The organism is Aquabacter sp. L1I39 (assembly GCF_017742835.1).
Taxonomy (GTDB): Bacteria; Pseudomonadota; Alphaproteobacteria; order Rhizobiales; family Xanthobacteraceae; genus L1I39.
In genome coordinates this window covers 1151031-1169124 of record NZ_CP072392.1, presented here as the reverse complement: position 1 = coordinate 1169124, position 18094 = coordinate 1151031, and the positions used below count along the sequence as shown (strand labels likewise).

Annotated in this window: 18 protein-coding genes; 8 read left to right on the top strand and 10 right to left on the bottom strand. The window is 65.8% G+C overall.

Annotation, left to right across the window (positions count from 1 at the left end; translation table 11 throughout):
- Nucleotides 1-92: 92 nt before the first annotated feature.
- From J5J86_RS05160 to J5J86_RS05150, 3 genes are all read right to left on the bottom strand, one after another.
- A complete protein-coding gene (locus tag J5J86_RS05160; RefSeq protein WP_209103813.1) occupies nucleotides 93-320 on the bottom strand; it encodes a hypothetical protein in 228 nt (75 codons plus the stop codon).
- A gap of 270 nt (nucleotides 321-590) precedes the next feature.
- Nucleotides 591-800: a cold-shock protein gene (locus J5J86_RS05155; RefSeq protein WP_209103812.1), complete on the bottom strand. Its 210-nt coding sequence runs from the start codon at nucleotides 798-800 to the stop codon at nucleotides 591-593.
- Nucleotides 801-1289: 489 nt separating this feature from the next.
- On the bottom strand, nucleotides 1290-2096 hold the full coding sequence (locus tag J5J86_RS05150) for a transglutaminase-like domain-containing protein (protein ID WP_209103811.1): 807 nt from the start codon (nucleotides 2094-2096) through the stop codon (nucleotides 1290-1292).
- A 508-nt stretch (nucleotides 2097-2604) separates the two neighbouring features.
- Between J5J86_RS05150 and J5J86_RS05145 the strand changes: the two genes are divergently transcribed.
- Nucleotides 2605-3378 carry a cyclase family protein gene (locus J5J86_RS05145; RefSeq protein ID WP_209103810.1) on the top strand — a complete coding sequence of 258 codons (774 nt, stop codon included), beginning with the start codon at nucleotides 2605-2607 and terminating at the stop codon, nucleotides 3376-3378.
- 48 nt (nucleotides 3379-3426) lie between these two features.
- Here the strand turns inward: J5J86_RS05145 and J5J86_RS05140 are convergent, their stop codons facing one another.
- A complete protein-coding gene (locus tag J5J86_RS05140; RefSeq protein WP_209103809.1) occupies nucleotides 3427-4428 on the bottom strand; it encodes a fumarylacetoacetate hydrolase family protein in 1002 nt (333 codons plus the stop codon).
- A 97-nt stretch (nucleotides 4429-4525) separates the two neighbouring features.
- Here J5J86_RS05140 and J5J86_RS05135 point away from each other — a divergent pair, with 97 nt between their 5' ends.
- The 5 genes from J5J86_RS05135 to J5J86_RS05115 are packed head-to-tail and all read left to right on the top strand — an operon-like array spanning nucleotide 4526 to nucleotide 8515.
- Nucleotides 4526-5458 (top strand): ABC transporter substrate-binding protein, encoded by a 933-nt coding sequence (locus tag J5J86_RS05135; protein WP_209103808.1) that lies wholly within the window; start codon nucleotides 4526-4528, stop codon nucleotides 5456-5458.
- A gap of 12 nt (nucleotides 5459-5470) precedes the next feature.
- Nucleotides 5471-6178 carry a GntR family transcriptional regulator gene (locus J5J86_RS05130; protein ID WP_209103807.1) on the top strand — a complete coding sequence of 236 codons (708 nt, stop codon included), beginning with the start codon at nucleotides 5471-5473 and terminating at the stop codon, nucleotides 6176-6178.
- On the top strand, nucleotides 6175-6975 hold the full coding sequence (locus tag J5J86_RS05125) for an ABC transporter ATP-binding protein (protein ID WP_209103806.1): 801 nt from the start codon (nucleotides 6175-6177) through the stop codon (nucleotides 6973-6975). Before J5J86_RS05130 ends, J5J86_RS05125 begins: the two co-directional genes overlap by 4 nt.
- Entirely contained in the window at nucleotides 6972-7736 is a 765-nt protein-coding gene (locus J5J86_RS05120) for an ABC transporter permease (protein ID WP_209103805.1), read from the top strand. The genes J5J86_RS05125 and J5J86_RS05120 overlap by 4 nt, the downstream gene beginning before the upstream one ends.
- Complete coding sequence (locus J5J86_RS05115) at nucleotides 7733-8515, top strand: ABC transporter permease (RefSeq protein ID WP_247658061.1); 783 nt, start codon at nucleotides 7733-7735, stop codon at nucleotides 8513-8515. The genes J5J86_RS05120 and J5J86_RS05115 overlap by 4 nt, the downstream gene beginning before the upstream one ends.
- Nucleotides 8516-8548: 33 nt before the next feature.
- Here the strand turns inward: J5J86_RS05115 and uxuA are convergent, their stop codons facing one another.
- Entirely contained in the window at nucleotides 8549-9745 is a 1197-nt protein-coding gene (uxuA, locus tag J5J86_RS05110) for a mannonate dehydratase (RefSeq protein WP_209103804.1), read from the bottom strand.
- Nucleotides 9746-9782: 37 nt separating this feature from the next.
- Complete coding sequence (locus J5J86_RS05105) at nucleotides 9783-10502, bottom strand: GntR family transcriptional regulator (RefSeq protein ID WP_209103803.1); 720 nt, start codon at nucleotides 10500-10502, stop codon at nucleotides 9783-9785.
- Between the two features lie 442 nt (nucleotides 10503-10944).
- On the opposite strand from J5J86_RS05105, the gene J5J86_RS05100 reads away from it, so the two are divergent.
- A complete protein-coding gene (locus tag J5J86_RS05100) occupies nucleotides 10945-12300 on the top strand; it encodes an NAD(P)H-dependent oxidoreductase (protein ID WP_209103802.1) in 1356 nt (451 codons plus the stop codon).
- 49 nt (nucleotides 12301-12349) lie between these two features.
- Here J5J86_RS05100 and J5J86_RS05095 read toward each other — a convergent pair whose 3' ends face one another.
- The 4 genes from J5J86_RS05095 to J5J86_RS05080 are packed head-to-tail and all read right to left on the bottom strand — an operon-like array spanning nucleotide 12350 to nucleotide 16417.
- Nucleotides 12350-13216 (bottom strand): ABC transporter ATP-binding protein, encoded by an 867-nt coding sequence (locus tag J5J86_RS05095; protein ID WP_342449160.1) that lies wholly within the window; start codon nucleotides 13214-13216, stop codon nucleotides 12350-12352.
- Nucleotides 13213-14229, bottom strand: a complete 1017-nt coding sequence (locus J5J86_RS05090) for a taurine ABC transporter substrate-binding protein (protein ID WP_247658059.1) — start codon at nucleotides 14227-14229, stop codon at nucleotides 13213-13215. Before J5J86_RS05090 ends, J5J86_RS05095 begins: the two co-directional genes overlap by 4 nt.
- Nucleotides 14230-14252: 23 nt before the next feature.
- A complete protein-coding gene (locus tag J5J86_RS05085; RefSeq protein WP_209103801.1) occupies nucleotides 14253-15110 on the bottom strand; it encodes an ABC transporter permease in 858 nt (285 codons plus the stop codon).
- Complete coding sequence (locus J5J86_RS05080) at nucleotides 15107-16417, bottom strand: M20 family metallopeptidase (RefSeq protein ID WP_209103800.1); 1311 nt, start codon at nucleotides 16415-16417, stop codon at nucleotides 15107-15109. Before J5J86_RS05080 ends, J5J86_RS05085 begins: the two co-directional genes overlap by 4 nt.
- Nucleotides 16418-16688: 271 nt before the next feature.
- Between J5J86_RS05080 and atzF the strand changes: the two genes are divergently transcribed.
- On the top strand, nucleotides 16689-18086 hold the full coding sequence (gene atzF, locus J5J86_RS05075) for an allophanate hydrolase (RefSeq protein WP_209103799.1): 1398 nt from the start codon (nucleotides 16689-16691) through the stop codon (nucleotides 18084-18086).
- The last annotated feature ends 8 nt before the right edge of the window (nucleotides 18087-18094 follow it).

The window sequence follows — 18094 nt, the reverse complement described above, 5'->3', positions numbered from 1 at the left end:
AACCTTGCGCCCTTCGCACGTCGGCAGGGTATCGGTTGCGACGCTGCGCCGGCACCGCACGGGAGCGGGCGGCCGGGAGAGCGTGCCCTCACTCAGGCCTTGCGTGCACGCTTCTTCTTGACCGGGGCGGCATCGGCCGGCGCCTTCTGGGCGCTGGCATCGTCGCGGGCTTCGCGGGCGATGCGCAGGCGCTCGCTCTTGGCGCGGACGGCCTCGAAGTCGCTCTTGTAGCGCTCCATGGCGCGAGAGACGGACTCTTCCAGCTGGCGGCGATTTTCGGCGCTCGACTGCTGTTTCTGATGGGGTGTTGTCGGTGTCATTTGTCATCCTACCACATCATGCGCCGTAACGTCAGTGGAAGTGATGATCCAGAAAATCAAAATTTAACATGCGCAAGTTATGGCGCGGAGACGGCGAAGTTTCCGCTTTTCGGATACATGGCAGGTCGTGTGCCGCATCCTGCGGCGCGCGGGCGCCACGCGCCGGTGGCCAGATAGCAAAAAGCCCCACCTCAAGGAGGAGGGGCTTTTCCTGATCACAGATCAGATTATCCGGCGGCCAGTACATCCGTGGTCCGCTGGACCAATCAATCAAGCGACCTGAAGGTTTCCAGCCGAGCTCTTTCCGGACTTGTTGTCCCGGACGATGTCGAACTGAAGCTTCTGGCCTTCGGCAAGGCCGGCCATGCCAGCGCGCTCCACGGCGGAGATATGAACGAACACATCCGATCCGCCATTGTCAGGCTGAATGAAACCAAAACCCTTGGTGGCGTTGAACCACTTGACAGTACCGAAATTCATGACGACTTCCTTTCAATCGCGCATGTGTATTCGACCCGGCCTGACGGGGCGAATGATAGTTTAGAAATTGAAGGGAGTTATCGTCAGGCGCTGTGGCGCGCCGAAAATTCAGCCGTCAAATTCAGACAAACCCAACCTAGTGTGTTATTGTGTTGATAGCAAGGCGCGGTTTTACGAAATCGCATCGCGCTCTAGATTTGCGACCAAGGGCGCAATTCGGACTCGCTGGCGATCCGCTCGAACGCTTCCTTCTCGCCTTTCACGCGATATTTCGGCTCGCCTGAATCGGAGGGCATGATGCGCACGATCTGAAATCGCCCGCGGGGAGTCCGGATGCCGTCAATGAATTCGACCCATCCGGAAGTATCAAATTTTGCATTCATGGAATTCAATATAGCACGAAATGGATGAGTGTGGCGCTCATTCTCTCCAAAAATGGCGGCATGGGCGCGGCTTTGCGTCCGTACCCATGTTTTGACGCCGGGTCGGTCAGGATTTTTCGTCCGTGACCACCTTGAAGTTCGTCAAGGTGGACGGACCGAAGGAGGTCACGATGGCCACGTCGGTGGCGTCGCGTCCCCGTGCCATGAGGATGCGGCCGATACGCGGTTTGTTATGGCGGGCATCGAACGTGTACCAGCGATCGCCCAGATAGACCTCGAACCAGGCGCTGAAATCCATGGGCGCAGGGTCCCGCGGCACGCCGATATCGCCCAGATAGCCGGTGCAGTAGCGTGCCGGAATGTTCATGCAGCGGCAAAGCGTAATGGCCAGGTGCGCGAAGTCGCGGCAGACGCCCTGCCGGCTCGTATAGGCATCGAAGGCGGTCTTCAGCGGACTGGCATGGGCATAGTTGAACACGATGTGGCCGTGCACGAAGTCGCAGATGGCCTGCACCAGCGGCCAACCCTTGGCCACATGGCCGAAGGTGGACCAGGCAAAGGGGCTCAGCCGGTCGGTCTCGCAATAGCGGCTGCCCAGCAGATAGATGAGCACATCCACCGGCAGCTCGCCGAGGGCATGCTGGGGCGCGTCGGGGGCCACGTCGTCGGGCAGGCCACTGTCGCGGATCACGAAGTCCGCGCGCATGGTCAGCGGACCAGCCGGGGCCTGGATGACATGGCAGAAATTGCCGAAGCTGTCGTGATAGGTGTTGGCGTCGAGTGGCGGGTCGAAATGCGCCCGGTCAAGGCTGACCAGATCGTTGATCCGCGAGGGATGCACGCTCAGCGTCAGGATCATGGGCGTCGGCTGGGGGCAGGTATAGGCGATCTCATAGCCGGCGTGGATCAACATTTGGGCCTCTGGGGCGGGCGGGCGCGGCCCACCCGGTGCGGGTCTGGTGCGAGCGACGGGCGGCAAAGCCATCGGCGCGGCGGGAAAGGCATCGGCGTCGTGAAGGGGCAAGCCCCGGCCCATCAAGTGCGGCCGGCGGGCGCGCGTTCCGCGCCTTCGCTCCGGTCCTGTGGAAAATCCGGTCCCCTTGCCGGATCGGCGCTGTTCTCCCGCTGCGGGCGATGGCCCGAAGCATGCTGCATGCGCCTTATGGTGCAGACCTACCCCATGCGCGGCCGCTTCAACAGGCCAAATTGCGCGCAGATCCGCCCGTCGCAGGGCAAGAGCAAACATCGAGCCCGCCAAAACGAGCAGATTGGCATGGGAAGCGGCGACCGCTGTCCATCGCAGCGCGCGGTTGGGTCGACCTTAATCCATGTTGTAAAACACAAAAATTCAAAAATGGATTGAATTTTCCGTGCTTCGGATTTAGTATGGGTCGCATAATAATAGTAGATTGGAGGAAAAAGTGGTGCGTCGTCTCATTGATATATCGATACCCCTCCAAAATGATGTTCCGGCTGATCCCCCGGGTGGTCATCCCGTGATCGAATATTTGGATCATCAGGCCAATCTTGCCCGCATGCTCTCCTTCTTCCCCGGTCTGAAGGCCGAGGATTTGCCGGAAGGACAGGGCTGGGCGGTGGAGCGTGTGACCCTATCCACCCATAACGGCACCCATCTTGACGCCCCCTGGCACTATCACCCCACCATGAACCGGGGCGAGCGCTCCGCCACCATCGACGAAATCCCGCTCGACTGGTGCCTCCAGCCCGGCGTGAAACTGGACTTCCGCCATTTCCCCGACGGCTATGTGGTCACCGCCGCCGACGTGGAGGCCGAGCTGAAGCGCATCGGCCACGAATTGCAGCCTTTGAACATCGTGCTGGTGAACACGTCCGCCGGCGCCAAGTTCGGGCAGGCGGACTATGTGGCCTCCGGCTGCGGCATGGGCTACGAGGCCACCATGTACCTGTTGGAGCGCGGCGTCCGCGTCACCGGCACGGATGGCTGGAGCTGGGATGCCCCCTTCGTCCACACCGCCCGCAAATACAAGGACACGGGCAACGCCGCCCTGATCTGGGAGGGGCACAAGGCCGGTCGCCATATCGGCTATTGCCATATCGAGAAGCTCCATGATCTGGAACAGCTCCCGTCCACTGGCTTCACCGTCTCCTGCTTCCCGGTGAAGATCGAGCGGGCCTCAGCTGGCTGGACGCGCGCGGTGGCCATCATCGACTGATCATGCCGGGCGTGGCGGCGTCCGCGCCGCCACGCCCGTTGGCAGTGCTCAGGCGGCTGCGCGGGCCTCCTGCACCTTCACGCTATTGGCCAGCACGCCGATCTTCTCGATCTCCAGCTCGATCCGGTCGCCATCCTTCAGCAGATGGCCATTCTCCAGCCCGCAGCCGAAACCCACCGTCCCCGAGCCGATGAACTCGCCGGCCATGATGGTCTCGTCCTGGGTCATGTGGGCGATGATCTCCTCGAAGGAGAACAGCATGCCGCGGGAGACGTTGTCGCACACGGTCTCGCCGTTGATCCGCGCCTGCATGCGCAGGCTATAGGGATCGCCGATCTCGTCCGTCGTGACGATCCAGGGCCCGAAGACATTGGAGCCGTTGAAGCTCTTGCCCTTGGCTGGGCCGAGGCGGCCGGCCATCTCCACGCGCTGGATGTCGCGGGCGGAGAAGTCGTTGAAAATGGTGAAGCCGAAAATGTGCTCGCGGGCGCGGGAGGCGGGAATGTCGCACCCCTTGCGCGAGGTGATGCAGGCCAGTTCCAGCTCATAGTCCATCACCTGGCTGTAGCGTGGCCACTGCACGGTCGAGCCCGGCGCGCCCACCGCGAAGCGGTTGGTGATGTAGTAGATGGGCACCTTGCGATAGACCTCGGGCAGCTCTCCCAAAGGCTCGGCCGCGATCCGCTCCGCCTCCGCCATGTTCCCCTGGAGGCGCGCCTGCATGGCGGCGCTGCCGCGCGGCGACTGGAGGATGTGCTGGGGGAAGGACATGCCGTCGCGCATCTGGCGCGGCACCGGCAGCGGCGCCAGGAGGCGGGCGTCGGTGAGGGCGTAGGAGAGGTCCTCCTCGCCCGCATGCTTGGCGAACACCGCGCGGGCCTGGTCGAGGGCGCGTTCGCCACCGTCGATCAGATCGAGCATGGAGGCAAACGCCTGGGTCGGGTTGCCGCCCCGCGCCGCTGCCGCCGCCAGATCGAACAGGCGCGTATCGCCGTCATGGACGACGGCCACTTTCTCCAGGCCCTGGTGGACCGCGGTGGCGAGTTTCATGCTTGCTTCCTTCCCCAAAATATAGAACAACAAAATATCGATAAAAATGCCAAGTCAAGACATCTGGTCTGAACATTGGTGACATGGGAGGAGAGGCATGAAGCGCGCACTTGGCGTGATCGCGGCGTCATTGGCCATGGTGCTGTCGGTTGGCGCGGCCAGCGCCCAGCACAAGATCAAGATCGGCTGCACGGCCACCTCGGACTGCGTGTCCGCCATGGTGGCCACCGACGAGGGCATCTTCCAAAAGCATGGCATTGAGGCGGAGATGGTGCGCATCGGCATCAACTCCAACATTCCCGCCGCCATCCTGTCCAACTCCATCCAGGTGGGCGGGCCCACGACCACTGTCTTCCTGCAGGCGGTAGATGGCGGCTTGCCGCTGGTTGCGCTGGCCGGCGCCTCCGTCATGTCGGCGCGCACCAATCCCAATGTGGCGGTGTTCGTGCGCAATGGCCTCACCATCACCAGTCCGCAGGATTTCGTGGGCAAGAAGGTGGGCGCGCCCGGGCTTGGCGCCTATCTCCATGTGCTGTTCGTCAAGTGGCTGATGGACAAGGGCGTTGACCCCAACAAGGTCAATTTTGTCGAGGTCACCTTCCCCACCATGCCCGACGTGATGCGTTCGCAGGCGGTGGACGCGGTGGTCAGCAGCGAGCCCACGGTCACCCGCATGACCAATGCCGGCGTCGGCAAGGTGGCCTTCCGCTATGCGGCCGAACTCGACCGCAAGGAGCCCGTCATCATCTATGCCGCTTCCAAGACTTGGGCGGAGCAGAACAAGCAGGCCGTGGCCGCCTTCCGTGCCGCCATCGCCGAGGGCGCGGTGATTGCCAATTCCGATGAGGACAAAGCCGTGGCGGCGGTGGCCAAATTCACCGGGCAGCAGGTGGACCTGGTGCGCTCGGTGACGCGCAATCTCGCCGACCCCAATCTGAAGCCCGAAAACATGCTCTGGTGGATCGATGTCATGAAGCAGCAGCACCTGCTCCAGGGCACGCCCGACGTGAAGACACTTATCTTTCCCTGAGAGAGAGTCCGCATGAGGTCTGCGCCCGCCACCCCCGCTTCAACGCCGGCAGCCGCGCCGGGTGAGGAGACCCTCACAGCGCGTGCCAGCGTGGCGCTGGAGCGGGACATTCTGTCCGGCGCGCTGGCGCCGGGCAGCCGCCTCGGGGTGGTGGACCTGGTCAAGCGCTACGGCATCGGGGCCACCCCCATGCGCGAGGCGCTCTCCCGGCTCACGTCCTCCGGCCTCATCCTCGCCATCGGGCAGCGCGGCTTCCGCGTCGCGCCGCTCGAGCGCAGCGATCTTGCCGACATCACCCATGTGCGGGTGACGCTGGAAACCGAGGCGCTGCGGTTGTCCATCGCGCAGGGCGGGGATGGCTGGGAGGCGGACATCGTGGCGAGCCTTCATCGGCTTAAGCGCTATGTGGAGCGCCACGGAACGGCCTTTGGCGAGGGGGCGGAGGAGTTCGACGCCCACCACAAGACGTTCCATTCCACCCTGGTCAGCGCCTCCGGCTCGCCGCGGCTGACCCAGTCCATCTCCAATCTCTATGATCAGGCCTATCGCTACCGGCGCGTGATGATGCGCCGTTTCTCCGATCCGGTTCGCTTCGCCAATTCCCACGAGACCCTCGCCCGGCTGGTTCTGGAGCGTGATTTCGAGCCGGCGCGCACGGCGCTGGCCGCTCACATCCGGTCGACCCTGAGATACATCTATCCCGAGGCGGACAAGACATGACCCTTGCCGGCGCGGCCCCGTCCGCCCCCTCTTCGCTCTACCGCTTCCAGAATGTGGATCTCTCGCTCGGCGGGAAGTTGATCCTCAACGACATCTCCATCTCCGTCCGCAAGGGCGAGATCTTGTGCATCGTCGGCGCGTCCGGATGCGGGAAGACCACGCTGCTGCGCCTTGCCGGCGGCCTGTTCAAGCCCTCTCGGGGATCCGTGCTGTTCGACAACGCCCCCATGACCGCGCCCCGGCAGGACGTGGCCATCGTGTTCCAGGACTATGGCCGCGCGCTCCTGCCCTGGCGCACGGCCACGGGCAACATCTCGCTGGCGCTGGAGGCGGCCAAGGTGCCGGCTGGGGAGCGTCCCCGGCGCATCGAAGCCTGCCTCGGCAAGGTGGGCCTTTCCGGCCATGCGGACAAATATCCCACCCAGATGTCGGGCGGCATGCAGCAGCGCCTCCAGATCGCCCGGTGTCTCGCCCAGGAGCCGCAGGCTCTGCTCATGGACGAGCCCTTCGGCGCCCTCGATGCCATGACGCGCCAGTCACTCCAGGACGAGGTGCTGGCGCTGCACGCGGAGACCGGGGCGACCATCGTCTTTGTGACCCATGACCTGGAAGAGGCCATCTATCTGGGCGATCGGGTGGTGGGGTTGCTGCCCCATCCGGGGCGGGTGGGCATCGACATTCCCATCCATTTGCCGCGTCCGCGCAACCAGTTGGCGACGCGAGAGGACCCGGAATTCCTGCGCTTGCGGCGGGTCCTGTTCGACTTCATCGAGACCTCCGAGGGCCACCGTTCATGACGCGGGATCGCCTGAAGGGGCTGCTCCTGCCGGTGGCCTGCGTGCTGGGGATGGAGGTGTGGCTGCGCCTCTTCCCCATCGCCTCGGATTCGCTGGCCCCGCCTTCCGCCGTCCTGGTGGCGTTGGCGCGGGGGCTGGCGGATGGATCCATCCTCACCGCCACCGGCCAGACCCTTGTGGGGGCGGTCAGTGGCCTCCTCATCGGCGGGGCCATCGGGCTGGTGCTGGGCATCGCGCTCGGCCTTATGGGCTGGCTGGACCGGCTGCTGGAAGTGACCATCGAATCCGTGCGCCCTATCCCCTCGGTGGCCTTGCTGCCCATCGCGCTCATGATCTTCGGCTTCGGCTATGCGATGGAATTGTCCATCGTCGCCAAGACCTGCCTCTTCACCACGCTGATTTTCACCCGCGCGGCGGTGCAGGGGGTGGAGCCGCGCCTCCTGGAGGTTGCCCGGGTGCTCCGGCTCTCGCGCTTGGCCACCGTCACCAAGATCATCCTTCCGGCGGCCTTGCCCAACATCTTTGTGGCCTTTCGCCTGGCCGCCGGCTCGGCGCTCGTCGTGGCGGTGACGGTGGAGATCACGCTCAATCCGCAAGGGCTCGGCTATGGCATCATGACGGCCCAACAGGCGCTTCGGCCGGACCTGATGCTCGGCTATCTCGTGTGGATCGGCATCGTCGGCTATGGGTGGAACGCGGTTCTCCTCTTTGCCCAGCGCCATCTGTTCGGCCGCGCCGCTCTGTCGGAGGCGATGCAATGACCGCCCCCTCCAAGGTGATGCAGGGCAAGATCCTCTGGCGTCTCGCCAGCTTCGCCGTCGCCGCCGGGCTTATCCTGGTCTGGCAGATGGTTGCCAATGCCCAGTTCGTCTCGCCCATCTTCCTGCCCGGTCCCGACAAGGCCTGGGCGGCGCTGGTGAACGGGTTCGCCAATCGCGGCCTTGGCGACAAGCTCATGGGCACGATCCGCCATATGACGTTCGGCTGGTTCGCGGCCTCCATCGCAGCCGTGGTGCTGGGCTCGCTCATCGGCACGTCGCGCCGCGCGCGCCTCTATGTGGCGCCGGGGCTGGAATTCCTGCGGCCCTTGCCGGTCTCCGCCATCATTCCGGTGGCGATCGCGCTCTATGGTCTGTCCGAGAGCATGGCCATCTTCGTCATTGCCTTCGGCACGCTCTGGCCCATGCTGCTGGCCACCATCCACGGCTATGGGGGCGTTGAGCCGCGCCTCCTGGAGGTGGCGCAGGCGCTCAATCTGTCGCGCCTGAAGACCATCACCAGCATCTCGCTCCCCTCTGCCTTGCCGGACATCCTGGCGGGCATGCGGGTGAGCCTCACCGTGGCTCTCATCCTCTCTGTGGTGTGCGAGATGGTGGCGGGGCTCGACGGGCTTGGCCAGTGGATCCTGGTCTCTGCCCGCATGTTCCGCGCGCCGGACCTGTTCGCCGGCGTCATCCTGCTCGGGGCCCTCGGCTATGTGGCTGCGACGCTCATCGGCGAGGTGGAGCGCCGTCTCCTCGCCTGGCGCCCGACCCGCTGAGCGGGCGCCAGACAAGCCTCATAAGGGCCAGCCTTACAGAGGCAGGCCTTCGCTCTGGGCGATGGCGATCATGACGCCGCGCATTTCCGCAAGGCCCCGCAGGCGGCCGATGGCCGGGTAGCCCGGATGGGTGGGCTTGCCCACATCGTCCAGCAATTCGTGCCCATGGTCCGGCCGGAAGGGGAGGCGCCAGTCGGCAAGGCCGGCATCCTTGCGCCGCTTCTGCTCACGCAGGGCGGCGCGCACCACGCCCACCATGTCCACGTCGCCGTCCAGGTGATCGGCCTCCATGAAGGAGCCGTCGGGATACTTCACAACATTGCGCAGATGCAGGAAGTGGATGCGTTCGGCGAACCGCTCGGCCATGCGCACGAGGTCGTTGCCGGGGCGGGCGCCCAGCGATCCCGTGCACAAGGTCAGGCCGTTGCTGCGGGAGGGGTGCAAGGCGAGGATCGCCGCCAGGTCATCGTCCGACGACACGATGCGGGGCAGGCCGAGCAGGGGACGGGGCGGGTCGTCGGGATGGATGCCCATGCGGATGCCCACCTCCTCGGCGGTCGGGATCACCTCATGGAGGAAGCGGCCGAGATTCTCCCGCAGCCGCTCCGCCGACACGTCCTTGAAGCGCGCCAGCATGCGGCGCAGGCCCGGCAGGTCGTAGCGGTCGAAGGCGCCGGGCAGGCCGGCCATGATGTTGGCGAGCAGCTTGTCGCGGTCCGACGGGGTGGAGGCCTCGAACCACGCCTTGGCGCGGGTGAGGACCTCCGGGTCATGGTCCGCTTCGGCCCCCTCGCGCTCCAGCATGAAGACGTCGAAGGCGGCATATTCGTCGGAGTTGAAGCGCAGCGCACTGGCGCCGCCGGGCAAAGGATGGCGCAGCTCCGTGCGCGTCCAGTCCAGCACCGGCATGAAATTGTAGCAGACCGTGGAGACGCCCTCGGCGGCGAGGTTGCGCAGCGAGGTGCGGTAATTGTCGAACAGCGGCTTCAGGTCGCCTTCGCCGATCTTGATGGGCTCCGCCACCGGCAGGCTTTCCACCACGCTCCAGCGCAGGCCGAGGGTGGGGTCTGCCGCGATGAAGGCCTTGCGGGCGGCGATGGCCTCGCGCGTCCACACCTCGCCTGCCGGCACCTCGTGCAGGGCATTGACGATGCCGGTGGCGCCGGCCTGGGTCACATGTTCGAGGCGGATGACATCATTGGGTCCCCACCACCGCCAGGTCTGTTCCATGGCGCAAACTCCTTTGGCGCGTCCCGCCGGGGGACGCTCAGATGTCGTTGACGATCAGTTCGGCATGGGTGGCGGCGAGCGTGTCGGCCACCTTCAGCACTTCGGACAGATGCTCGCGCGTGGCCCGCTCGACCTGGGCCACGTCGCCGGCCTTGACCGCCGCCAGCATGGTCTTGTGCTGGGCGATCAGCGTGTCTACGGGCGTGACATTGGGCAGCGAGAGGAAACGCAGCCGGTCGAACTGCACCTTCTCCCGCTCCAGCACTGACCAGATATTGCCCACACGGATGCCATCCGCGAAGGCGCGGTGGAAGGCATCATCAGCCAGGGTAAAGCGAGCGGCGGCGTCACGAGCGGCCTCCTGCTCGGCGAGCGCCTCCTCAAGGCGGACGAGGGTGGCCGGCGAGAGGCCGCTTTCCGCGGCCTGGCGCAGGATCGCCACCTCCATGGCCTCGCGCACGAAACGCGCCCGCCGCACGGCGGAAAGCGAAATGCGGGTGATGAAGGTGCCGCGCTGGGGCCACACCTCCACGAGGCCGTCCTCCACGAGGCGCAGCAGCGCCTCGCGCACGGGGGTGCGGCTAGTGCCGAAGCGGCGCGCCAGCTCGTTCTCGGACACCCGCGTTCCCGGCTTGAGGTTGAGCACCACGATGTCGCTGCGCATGGCTTCATAGATGGCCGTGACGGTCATCGGCTGCGTCACCAGGCGCGGCGTCTCCTTCGCTGGCGCGGGGGAAAGGGAAGGGCCGGTGGACATCAGGGGATCCTGCTCTCGGTCCATCCTCGGGGCTGATTGATGATGCACTCTAGTATACAAGTCGACAAGCTGCAAGATGATCCTGCATGCCCTTCCCGCCGCTTAAGGTTCAGGCCCGCAGCAAGGTGGAAAGGAAGGTGGTCGCTTGCGGCGAGTTGGGGCGCTGAAGAAGGTTGCGGAAGGCATATCCCTGATGAGACGCCCCGCTTCCAGGAAAAGGACGCTTTGGGACCCTTTACGGCGCGGGGCGCCTCACTGGCCATGCACGGGGCGCGATTCTCCTTTGTGGCGCCCGGCCCTATAGCTTGAGCGAATGCCCGCGTAGCGGGGCGATTCGCAAACAGGCTCGGGCACTTCTGCGGCGGGATATCCCGGCGCAGAGGCGCGTCGTGGCAAGGCCGATGCCGCGGAACCGGAAGCCGCAAGGGGCAGAGGAAACGTCATGTCGCTTTTCGCCAAGCTGAAGCAGCGGGCCGCAGAGAACAGGCCGGTGCGCGTGGGGCTCATCGGGGCCGGCAAGTTCGGCTCCATGTATCTGTCCCAGGCCGAGCGGGTGCCCGGCGTCCACCTCATCGCGGTCGCCGACCTCTCTCCCGCCCGTGCGTGTGCTTCGCTCGCCCGTGTCGGCTGGGCCGCCGAGCGGCTCGCCGCCCGGTCGCCGGAGGAGGCGGCAAAGGCCGGAACCACCTTCGTCACCGACGATGCGGACGGCATGATCGCCAGCCCCTTCGTCGACATCGTCATCGACGCGACCGGCAGCCCGGCGGCGGGTATTCATCATGCGCTCCAGGCCTTTGCGGCCAAGACGCACATCATCATGGTGAATGTGGAGGCCGACGTGCTCGCCGGTCCGCTCCTGGCGCGGCGGGCGGCGGAGGCGGGCGTGATCTATTCCATGGCGGCCGGCGACCAGCCCGCCCTTATCGCCGAAATGGTGGACTGGGCGCGCACCATCGGGCTTGAGGTGATCTGCGCCGGCAAGGGCACTAAGTATCACCCCGTCTATCACGCCTCCACGCCCCAGACGGTGTGGGGCCATTACGGCTTTTCCGACGCCCAGGTGGCGTCAGGCGATTTCAATGCCCAGATGTTCAACTCGTTCCTCGACGGCACCAAGTCGGCGCTGGAGATGGCGGCGGTGGCCAATGGCTGCGATCTCGTTCCCCCCAGCGACGGCCTGCTCTTCCCGCCCTGCGGCGTTGACGATTTGCCCCACATCCTACGCCCCATGAGCGAGGGCGGCGTGTTGGAGCGGCGGGGCACGGTGGAGGTGGTGTCCTCCATCGAGCGGGATTTCCGCCCCGTGTTTCGCGACTTGCGCTGGGGCGTGTTCGCCGTGTTCGAGGCGCCGAGCCCCTATGTGCGGGAGTGCTTTGGCCAATATGGCCTGAAGACCGACGCCTCGGGGCGCTATGCGGCCATGTATAAGCCCTACCATCTCATCGGCCTGGAGCTGGGGCTTTCGGTCGCCAGCATCGCGGTGCGCGGCGAGGCGACCGGCGCCACCGGCGACTGGCGGGGCGATGTGGTCGCCACCGCCAAGCGCGACCTGAAGGCCGGCGAGACCTTGGACGGCGAGGGCGGCTACACCGTCTATGGCAAGCTGGTCCGCGCGCCCGATGCGGTGCGGCTCGGCGGCCTGCCCATTGGCCTTGCGCATCATCTGGTGCTGAAGAGCGACGTGCCGGCGGGGCGCATGGTTTCCTGGGCCGACGTGGAGTTCGACCCTACGAAGGAGGCGATCCGCGTCCGCCGCGCGCAGGAGGCGCTGTTCGCGGCCGAATGGGGCCTTGTGTGAGCGCCGGATGCGGCGCCCGCCCGGCATATCCGACGCGGGCACCATCCTTCTACTGGCGGTTCATTCCGCCTTGGTGCTGTGCGAACGCCTTCAGCGTCTCGGCGCGGATATGACCGAAGCACTGGCGCTTGATGTCGAGGAAGGTCTCGGAGAATTGCGCTTCGGGCGAGCGTGGGCGGGGAATGTCCACCCGGATGTCGGCCACGATGCGCCCGGGATTGGCGCTCATCACGACCACCCGGTCGCCCAGGAAGACGGCTTCGTCGATGTCGTGGGTGATGAAGAGGACGGTGGTGCGGAACTCCGCCCAGATGTTGAGGAGGGCCTCCTGCATCATGGCCCTCGTCTGCGCGTCGAGGGCGCCGAAGGGCTCGTCCATGAGCAGAACGCGGGGATAATTGGCCAGCGCCCGGGCGATGCCCACGCGCTGTTGCATGCCGCCGGACAGTTCGGAAGGATAGTGCTTCTCGAAGGCGGAGAGGCCGACCAGCGAGAGGAAGGTGCGGGCCGTCTGCGCGGCCAGTGCCGAACTGCCGGTGGCCATGAGGGGCCCGAAGGCCACATTCTCCAGCACGCTCTTCCAGGGAAAGAGCGTCGCCTGCTGGAACACCATGCCCCGGTCCGCACCGGGCCCGGTGATGGCCTCGCCATCCACCTCCAGCAGGCCGCGCGCGGCCGGAACGAAGCCGGCCACCGCACTGAGCACCGTGGACTTGCCGCAGCCCGACGGGCCAAGCACACAGACGAACTCTCCCGGCTCCACATGGAGATCGAACCGCTCCACCACGGTGCGCCGCGCCGCCCCATCCCCATAGGCGATGGACAGGTCCGACAGGGTCAGCCGTCCCCGCCCCGGCAAAGGAGCGAGGCGGGCGTGGGCGGCAGCTGCCCCGATGGGCGCGGCGGACGGGCTCACTTGGCGAGCGCCTTCTGCAGGTAGGAAGGATCGATGTAGGCGGCATAGCCGGCCCGATCCATGACGGAGGGAAGGCGGCCCTGCTCCTTCAGGAAGGTGGCTGTGGCGAGCACCGTGTCGGCGAACTTGCCGATCTTGCCCGGGGTGCCGAGATAGTTGGCGGAAAGCTGCTCGGAGCAGGGCACCATTGTGGTTCCCTTCATCATCCGCTCCGCGTCATCGGCGGGCAGGGACAACTCCTTGGCGATGATCTCCACCGTCTCCTTGGGGTGCTTCAGCCAGTAGTCGATGCTTTCGCATTCCGCCTTCACATAGGCGACCACCTGATCCGGATACTTGGCCGCGAAGTCGTTCATCACCACGCCCACGTCCCAGGTGGGATAGCCGCGCTTGGCCATCTCGCCGCTGGTGAGGAAGATCTCGCCGCCATTCTTCACGATCTTGTCGAGATTGGGCTCCCAGATCCAGGCGGCATCGATGTCCTTGCGCAGCCAGGCCGCCACCGCGTCTGAGGGCGAGAGGTCGATGAGCTTCACGTCGGTGGGATTGACGCCGGCCTCACGCAGGGCGGCGATGAGGAGATAATGGGTGGTGGAGCCGAAGGGGGCCGCGGCCGTCTTTCCGGCGAGGTCCTTCAGCGACTTGATGTTCTTGTCCGAGCGCACGGCGAGAGATTCCACCGGGCCGAGCATGTTGAGCACGAAGATGCCCTTGTAGGGCAAGGCGCGGGTGGCGCCAATGGTGAAGGGGGGATTGCCCACCCCGCCGAAATCCACCTGGTTGGCTGCCACCGCCCGGTTCATGTCGCCGCCTGAGCCGAACTTCACCCACTTGATGGGAATGCCCGCCTTCTCGTGCAGCCCAAGTGCCTTGGTGACGAGCTGGGCATTGACCAGATTGAGATAGCCGATGGTGATGGCCTCCGGCTTCTGCTGGGCTATGGCCCCGGCTGGCAGCCCCAGCATGCAGGCCGCGGCGAGGAGGAGGGAAGCTGTACGTCGGAACAGGGACATCGGTGTCTCCAGGGCAGGCGGGGTCAACGGAACCGCCAGGGCGTGAGCGCCCGTTCGGCGAGGCGGATGAGGGAGTCGAGGGCCATTCCGGTGATGGCGAGCACGAACAGGCCCATGATCACGATGTCGCCCAGGAGGAATTTGCTGGCGTCCCAGATCATCCAGCCGAGCCCCGCGGTGGCGGCGACGATCTCGGCGGCGACGAGCACGGTATAGGTGAAGCCCAGCGAGATGCGCATGCCGGTGCAGATGCCGGGCAGGCAGGCGGGCAGGAAAACGTGGCGGAACAATTGGCTCGGCCCCGCGCCCAGGCTTTTTGCTGCCTTCACATAACGCGCATCGACACTGGCAGCGGCCTGCATGCTGGAGATGGTCAAGGGCGGCAGGGCGGCGAGGAAAAGCAGAGCCACCTTGGAGGCATCTCCGATGCCGAGCCACATCACGATCAGCGTGTAGAGCGCCAGTGGCGGCAGGGGCCGGTAGAATTCGATCAGCGGATCGAACACGGCCTTCACGTCCCGCGAGAGCCCCATGACGATGCCCAGCGGAATGCCCACCAGGCACGCCAGCACATAGCCGGCCAGCACCCGGTAGAGGCTGGCGATCAGGTGCTGATGAAGGAGGCTGCCCTGATAACCTTCGGTGGCGGTGCGCATGAAGGCGTCCCACACCGCCTTGGGAGAGGGCAGGAAGAGCGGGTTGACCAGGGCATAGCGGGTGGCCAGCCACCACGCCGCGAACAGGGCCAGTGTGGTGAGCGCCGTCAGGATCCGGGCACGGCTGAAGAGGGCGCGCCAGCGGCGTGGCGCCTGCTCCGGCCTGGTGGGTGGCGGGCGGGTGGCGGCGTCCGCCTCTTCCCGGGCTGCATCCAATGCGCTCATTCCTCCACTCCCAGCAGTTCCATCACCGCCAGGGCCAGGATGCGGGTGGCTGCCACCGCCTTGCCGATGTGAATGCTCTCGTTCACGGGCGCCCATCCATCTTCTCCCGGGCCAAAGGTGACGGCCTTGAAGCCGCGTTCGGAGAAGCGGATCGTGTCGTTGAAGGCGTTCTTGCGATAGAGCTTGGGCGTGCCGGTAAGCACCGCGCCATAGGCGTCCGACAAGGCGCGCACCAGCGGAGAGCCTGCCTCCTGCTCCCCTGTCCCGTCGACGAACAGCGCGCCGGGGAAGGGGCGAGCCACGGCCTGGAGCGTGCCATCGTCTGCGCAGGCCGCGTCAATGACGGCGGCGATGTCCGCCATCACGCTCTCCTGCGTCATCCCTGGCAGGATGCCCACCACGCCAAGCACCGCCTTGCAGCGGTCGGGCGTGAACTGCATCTCGCGGGGCTCACCGCCCTGGATGCGCAGCACGGTCACCATGGGGGGCGTGCCGCCCTCATGGGGCGGGGGCGTGTGGCGGAACGCCATGCGTTCCAGCTGGGGCAGCAGTTCCAGCATCTTGGTCACGGCATTCAGGCCCGTGTCCGGCCGCCACAGATGGGTCTTTATGCCCCGCGTCTCCACTTCCACAAGGAAGTTGCCGCAATTGGCGATGGCGATGCCCATGCCCCAGCTGCCATCGGCGGCGGTCCAGGCGGTCGGCTCGCAGACGATCGTGTGGTCGGCCTCAAGGCCGCATTCATCCAGGAGAAAGATGGAACCGTCCGGGCCATTCTTCTCCTCGTCCACCGTATAGACGCATTTCAGCGTGCCCTTCAGCGTCACGCCCGCCACCCGCAGCGCTTCCACCGCGAGCAGGGTGCAGGCGAGGTTGCCCCGTGTGTCCGAGGTGCCGCGGGCATAGAGCAGGTCGCCATGGCGGGTGGGGCGGAAGGGATGGCCGCCCGTCATGGTCCAGGCGGACCAGTCGCCGGCGGGGTAGGTGTCCAGATGATCGTTGAGAATGAGGGAGGGGCCATCCCCCGTGCCCGGCAGGACGCCGATGACGTTGGGCCGGTGCGCCGTGCGGGTCTTCATCTCCACCGCGAAGCCGAGGGCCGAGAGCTTGTCCGCCAGTAGCAGCGCAATGCCTTCCTCGCGCCCGCCCGGCAGGTCGGGGTCCAGCGGATTTTCTGCCTCGGGCTGGCCGGCGGGAATGAGCTCGCAGGCAAGATCGAGCCAGGCGTCTTCGGTGATGTGCACCAGCACCTGCTCACGCAGGGACGAAGGGGAGGCGCTGAGCTTGGGAGAAAGAGACACGGTCATGGCATCCTCAGAGACAGGAATGCCTAGAGCAAGCGGGATGCCACTTTCTTCGATTCTATCAAGTATTTGAAAAGAGATAACAATTTCAAATGCAAAGGAATTGCATTTGAAGCGCGTTCGCCCATTCCGAGGGCCGGGAGCCGGGCGGAACACGCGTGTCCGCTTATAAACCTGTCAATTCAGTTTTACCCGTGGCCTTTTGAAATTAATTGCTTGAGAAGCATGGTTGTCACGCGTGGCATGGTGCCAAATTGCTTTGGAGCCCGCCCGCGTGACCCTTCCCGTCCCTTCTCTCGCCTTGCCCGATCTGGCTGCCGCCTATGCCGGTGGTGTGTCGCCGCGCACCGTGGTGGATGCCATCTATAACCGCCTGGAGGCAGGCCCCCTGTCGCCCGACTGGATCTGCATCTTTCCTCGGCAGGCCGCGCAGGACCAGGTGCAACGGATCGAGGCCCGCAAGCGTGCCGGCGCGATGCTGCCGCTCTATGGCATCCCCTTCGCGGTGAAGGACAATATCGACGTGGCCGGATTGCCCACGACCGCCGCCTGTCCCGGCTTTTCCTACCAGCCAGAGGCCTCCGCCGTGGCGGTGGAGCGCCTCGTCGCGGCGGGTGCGGTCGTCATCGGCAAGGCGAACCTGGACCAGTTCGCCACCGGTCTGTCCGGCACCCGCTCGCCCTATGGCGCATGCGCCAGCGTGTTCAATCCGGACTATGCCTCGGGCGGCTCCAGTTCCGGTTCCGCCGTGCTGGTGGCGCGGGGCCTGGTGAGCTTCGCGCTTGGCACCGATACCGGCGGATCGGGGCGGATCCCCGCCGGCTTCAACAATGTTGTGGGCCTGAAGCCAACCCTCGGCCGCGTGTCCACGCGCGGCCTCGTGCCCAATTGCCGGACCCTCGACTGTGTCTCGGTCTTCGCTTTGACGGTTGCCGATGCGCGCGCCGTACTCGCCGAGATGGAGGGGTTCGACGCGGACAATCCCTTCTCCCGGCCCATCCCGCCGGAACCTGAGGCCGCAACCGGTCCGTTTCGAATTGGCATCCCCCGTCCGCAGGATCTCGAGACGTTCGCCGGCCTCCAAGGGCGCGATTTGTTCGCGGCCGCCGGCGCGCGGGCGCGGTCGCGGGGATGGCTCGTGCACGAGGTGGATTTCACCCCCTTTTTCGCCGCAGGCCAACTGATGTTCGGCGGCGCCTGGGTGGCCGAGCGGCTGGCGGGGTTTGGTGACTTCGTGGCCGCTCATCCCGACGCGGTCCTGCCGGTGACGCGGGACATCGTACTCGGGGCGGCCAGCCTCTCCGGCGCGGAGACGTTCCGGCATATCTATGCGCTCGCGGCTCTCAAGCGTCAGGTCGAGACGGTGTTTTCAGGGCTTGATGCCGTCATGGTGCCCACCGCCGGCGCGCCCTGTCGGATCGCCGATCTCTTGGCCGATCCCTTGCCTCTCAATGCGCGGTTCGGCCATTTCGCGTATTTCGTGAACCTCTTGGACCTGTGCGCCATGGCGGTGCCCAACGGCTTCCTGGCGGATAGTGGTGTTGCCATGGGCGTCACCTTCATTGCCCCGGCCTGGAAGGATGGGCTGCTGGCCCAGATCGGCGCCGTACACCATGCCGCACTGGGCTTGCCTCCGGGCCTTGCGGCGCGGGCAAAGAGGAATGCAGCCTGAGCGTTCTC

Coding starts and splice junctions, on each gene's coding strand:
- J5J86_RS05160 (WP_209103813.1), bottom strand. CDS start 320: ATGACACCGACAACACCCCATCAGAAACAGCAGTCGAGCGCCGAAAAT.
- J5J86_RS05155 (WP_209103812.1), bottom strand. CDS start 800: ATGAATTTCGGTACTGTCAAGTGGTTCAACGCCACCAAGGGTTTTGGT.
- J5J86_RS05150 (WP_209103811.1), bottom strand. CDS start 2,096: ATGTTGATCCACGCCGGCTATGAGATCGCCTATACCTGCCCCCAGCCG.
- J5J86_RS05140 (WP_209103809.1), bottom strand. CDS start 4,428: ATGAAACTCGCCACCGCGGTCCACCAGGGCCTGGAGAAAGTGGCCGTC.
- J5J86_RS05135 (WP_209103808.1), top strand. CDS start 4,526: ATGAAGCGCGCACTTGGCGTGATCGCGGCGTCATTGGCCATGGTGCTG.
- J5J86_RS05130 (WP_209103807.1), top strand. CDS start 5,471: ATGAGGTCTGCGCCCGCCACCCCCGCTTCAACGCCGGCAGCCGCGCCG.
- J5J86_RS05125 (WP_209103806.1), top strand. CDS start 6,175: ATGACCCTTGCCGGCGCGGCCCCGTCCGCCCCCTCTTCGCTCTACCGC.
- J5J86_RS05120 (WP_209103805.1), top strand. CDS start 6,972: ATGACGCGGGATCGCCTGAAGGGGCTGCTCCTGCCGGTGGCCTGCGTG.
- J5J86_RS05115 (WP_247658061.1), top strand. CDS start 7,733: ATGACCGCCCCCTCCAAGGTGATGCAGGGCAAGATCCTCTGGCGTCTC.
- uxuA (WP_209103804.1), bottom strand. CDS start 9,745: ATGGAACAGACCTGGCGGTGGTGGGGACCCAATGATGTCATCCGCCTC.
- J5J86_RS05105 (WP_209103803.1), bottom strand. CDS start 10,502: ATGTCCACCGGCCCTTCCCTTTCCCCCGCGCCAGCGAAGGAGACGCCG.
- J5J86_RS05100 (WP_209103802.1), top strand. CDS start 10,945: ATGTCGCTTTTCGCCAAGCTGAAGCAGCGGGCCGCAGAGAACAGGCCG.
- J5J86_RS05090 (WP_247658059.1), bottom strand. CDS start 14,229: ATGTCCCTGTTCCGACGTACAGCTTCCCTCCTCCTCGCCGCGGCCTGC.
- J5J86_RS05085 (WP_209103801.1), bottom strand. CDS start 15,110: ATGAGCGCATTGGATGCAGCCCGGGAAGAGGCGGACGCCGCCACCCGC.
- J5J86_RS05080 (WP_209103800.1), bottom strand. CDS start 16,417: ATGACCGTGTCTCTTTCTCCCAAGCTCAGCGCCTCCCCTTCGTCCCTG.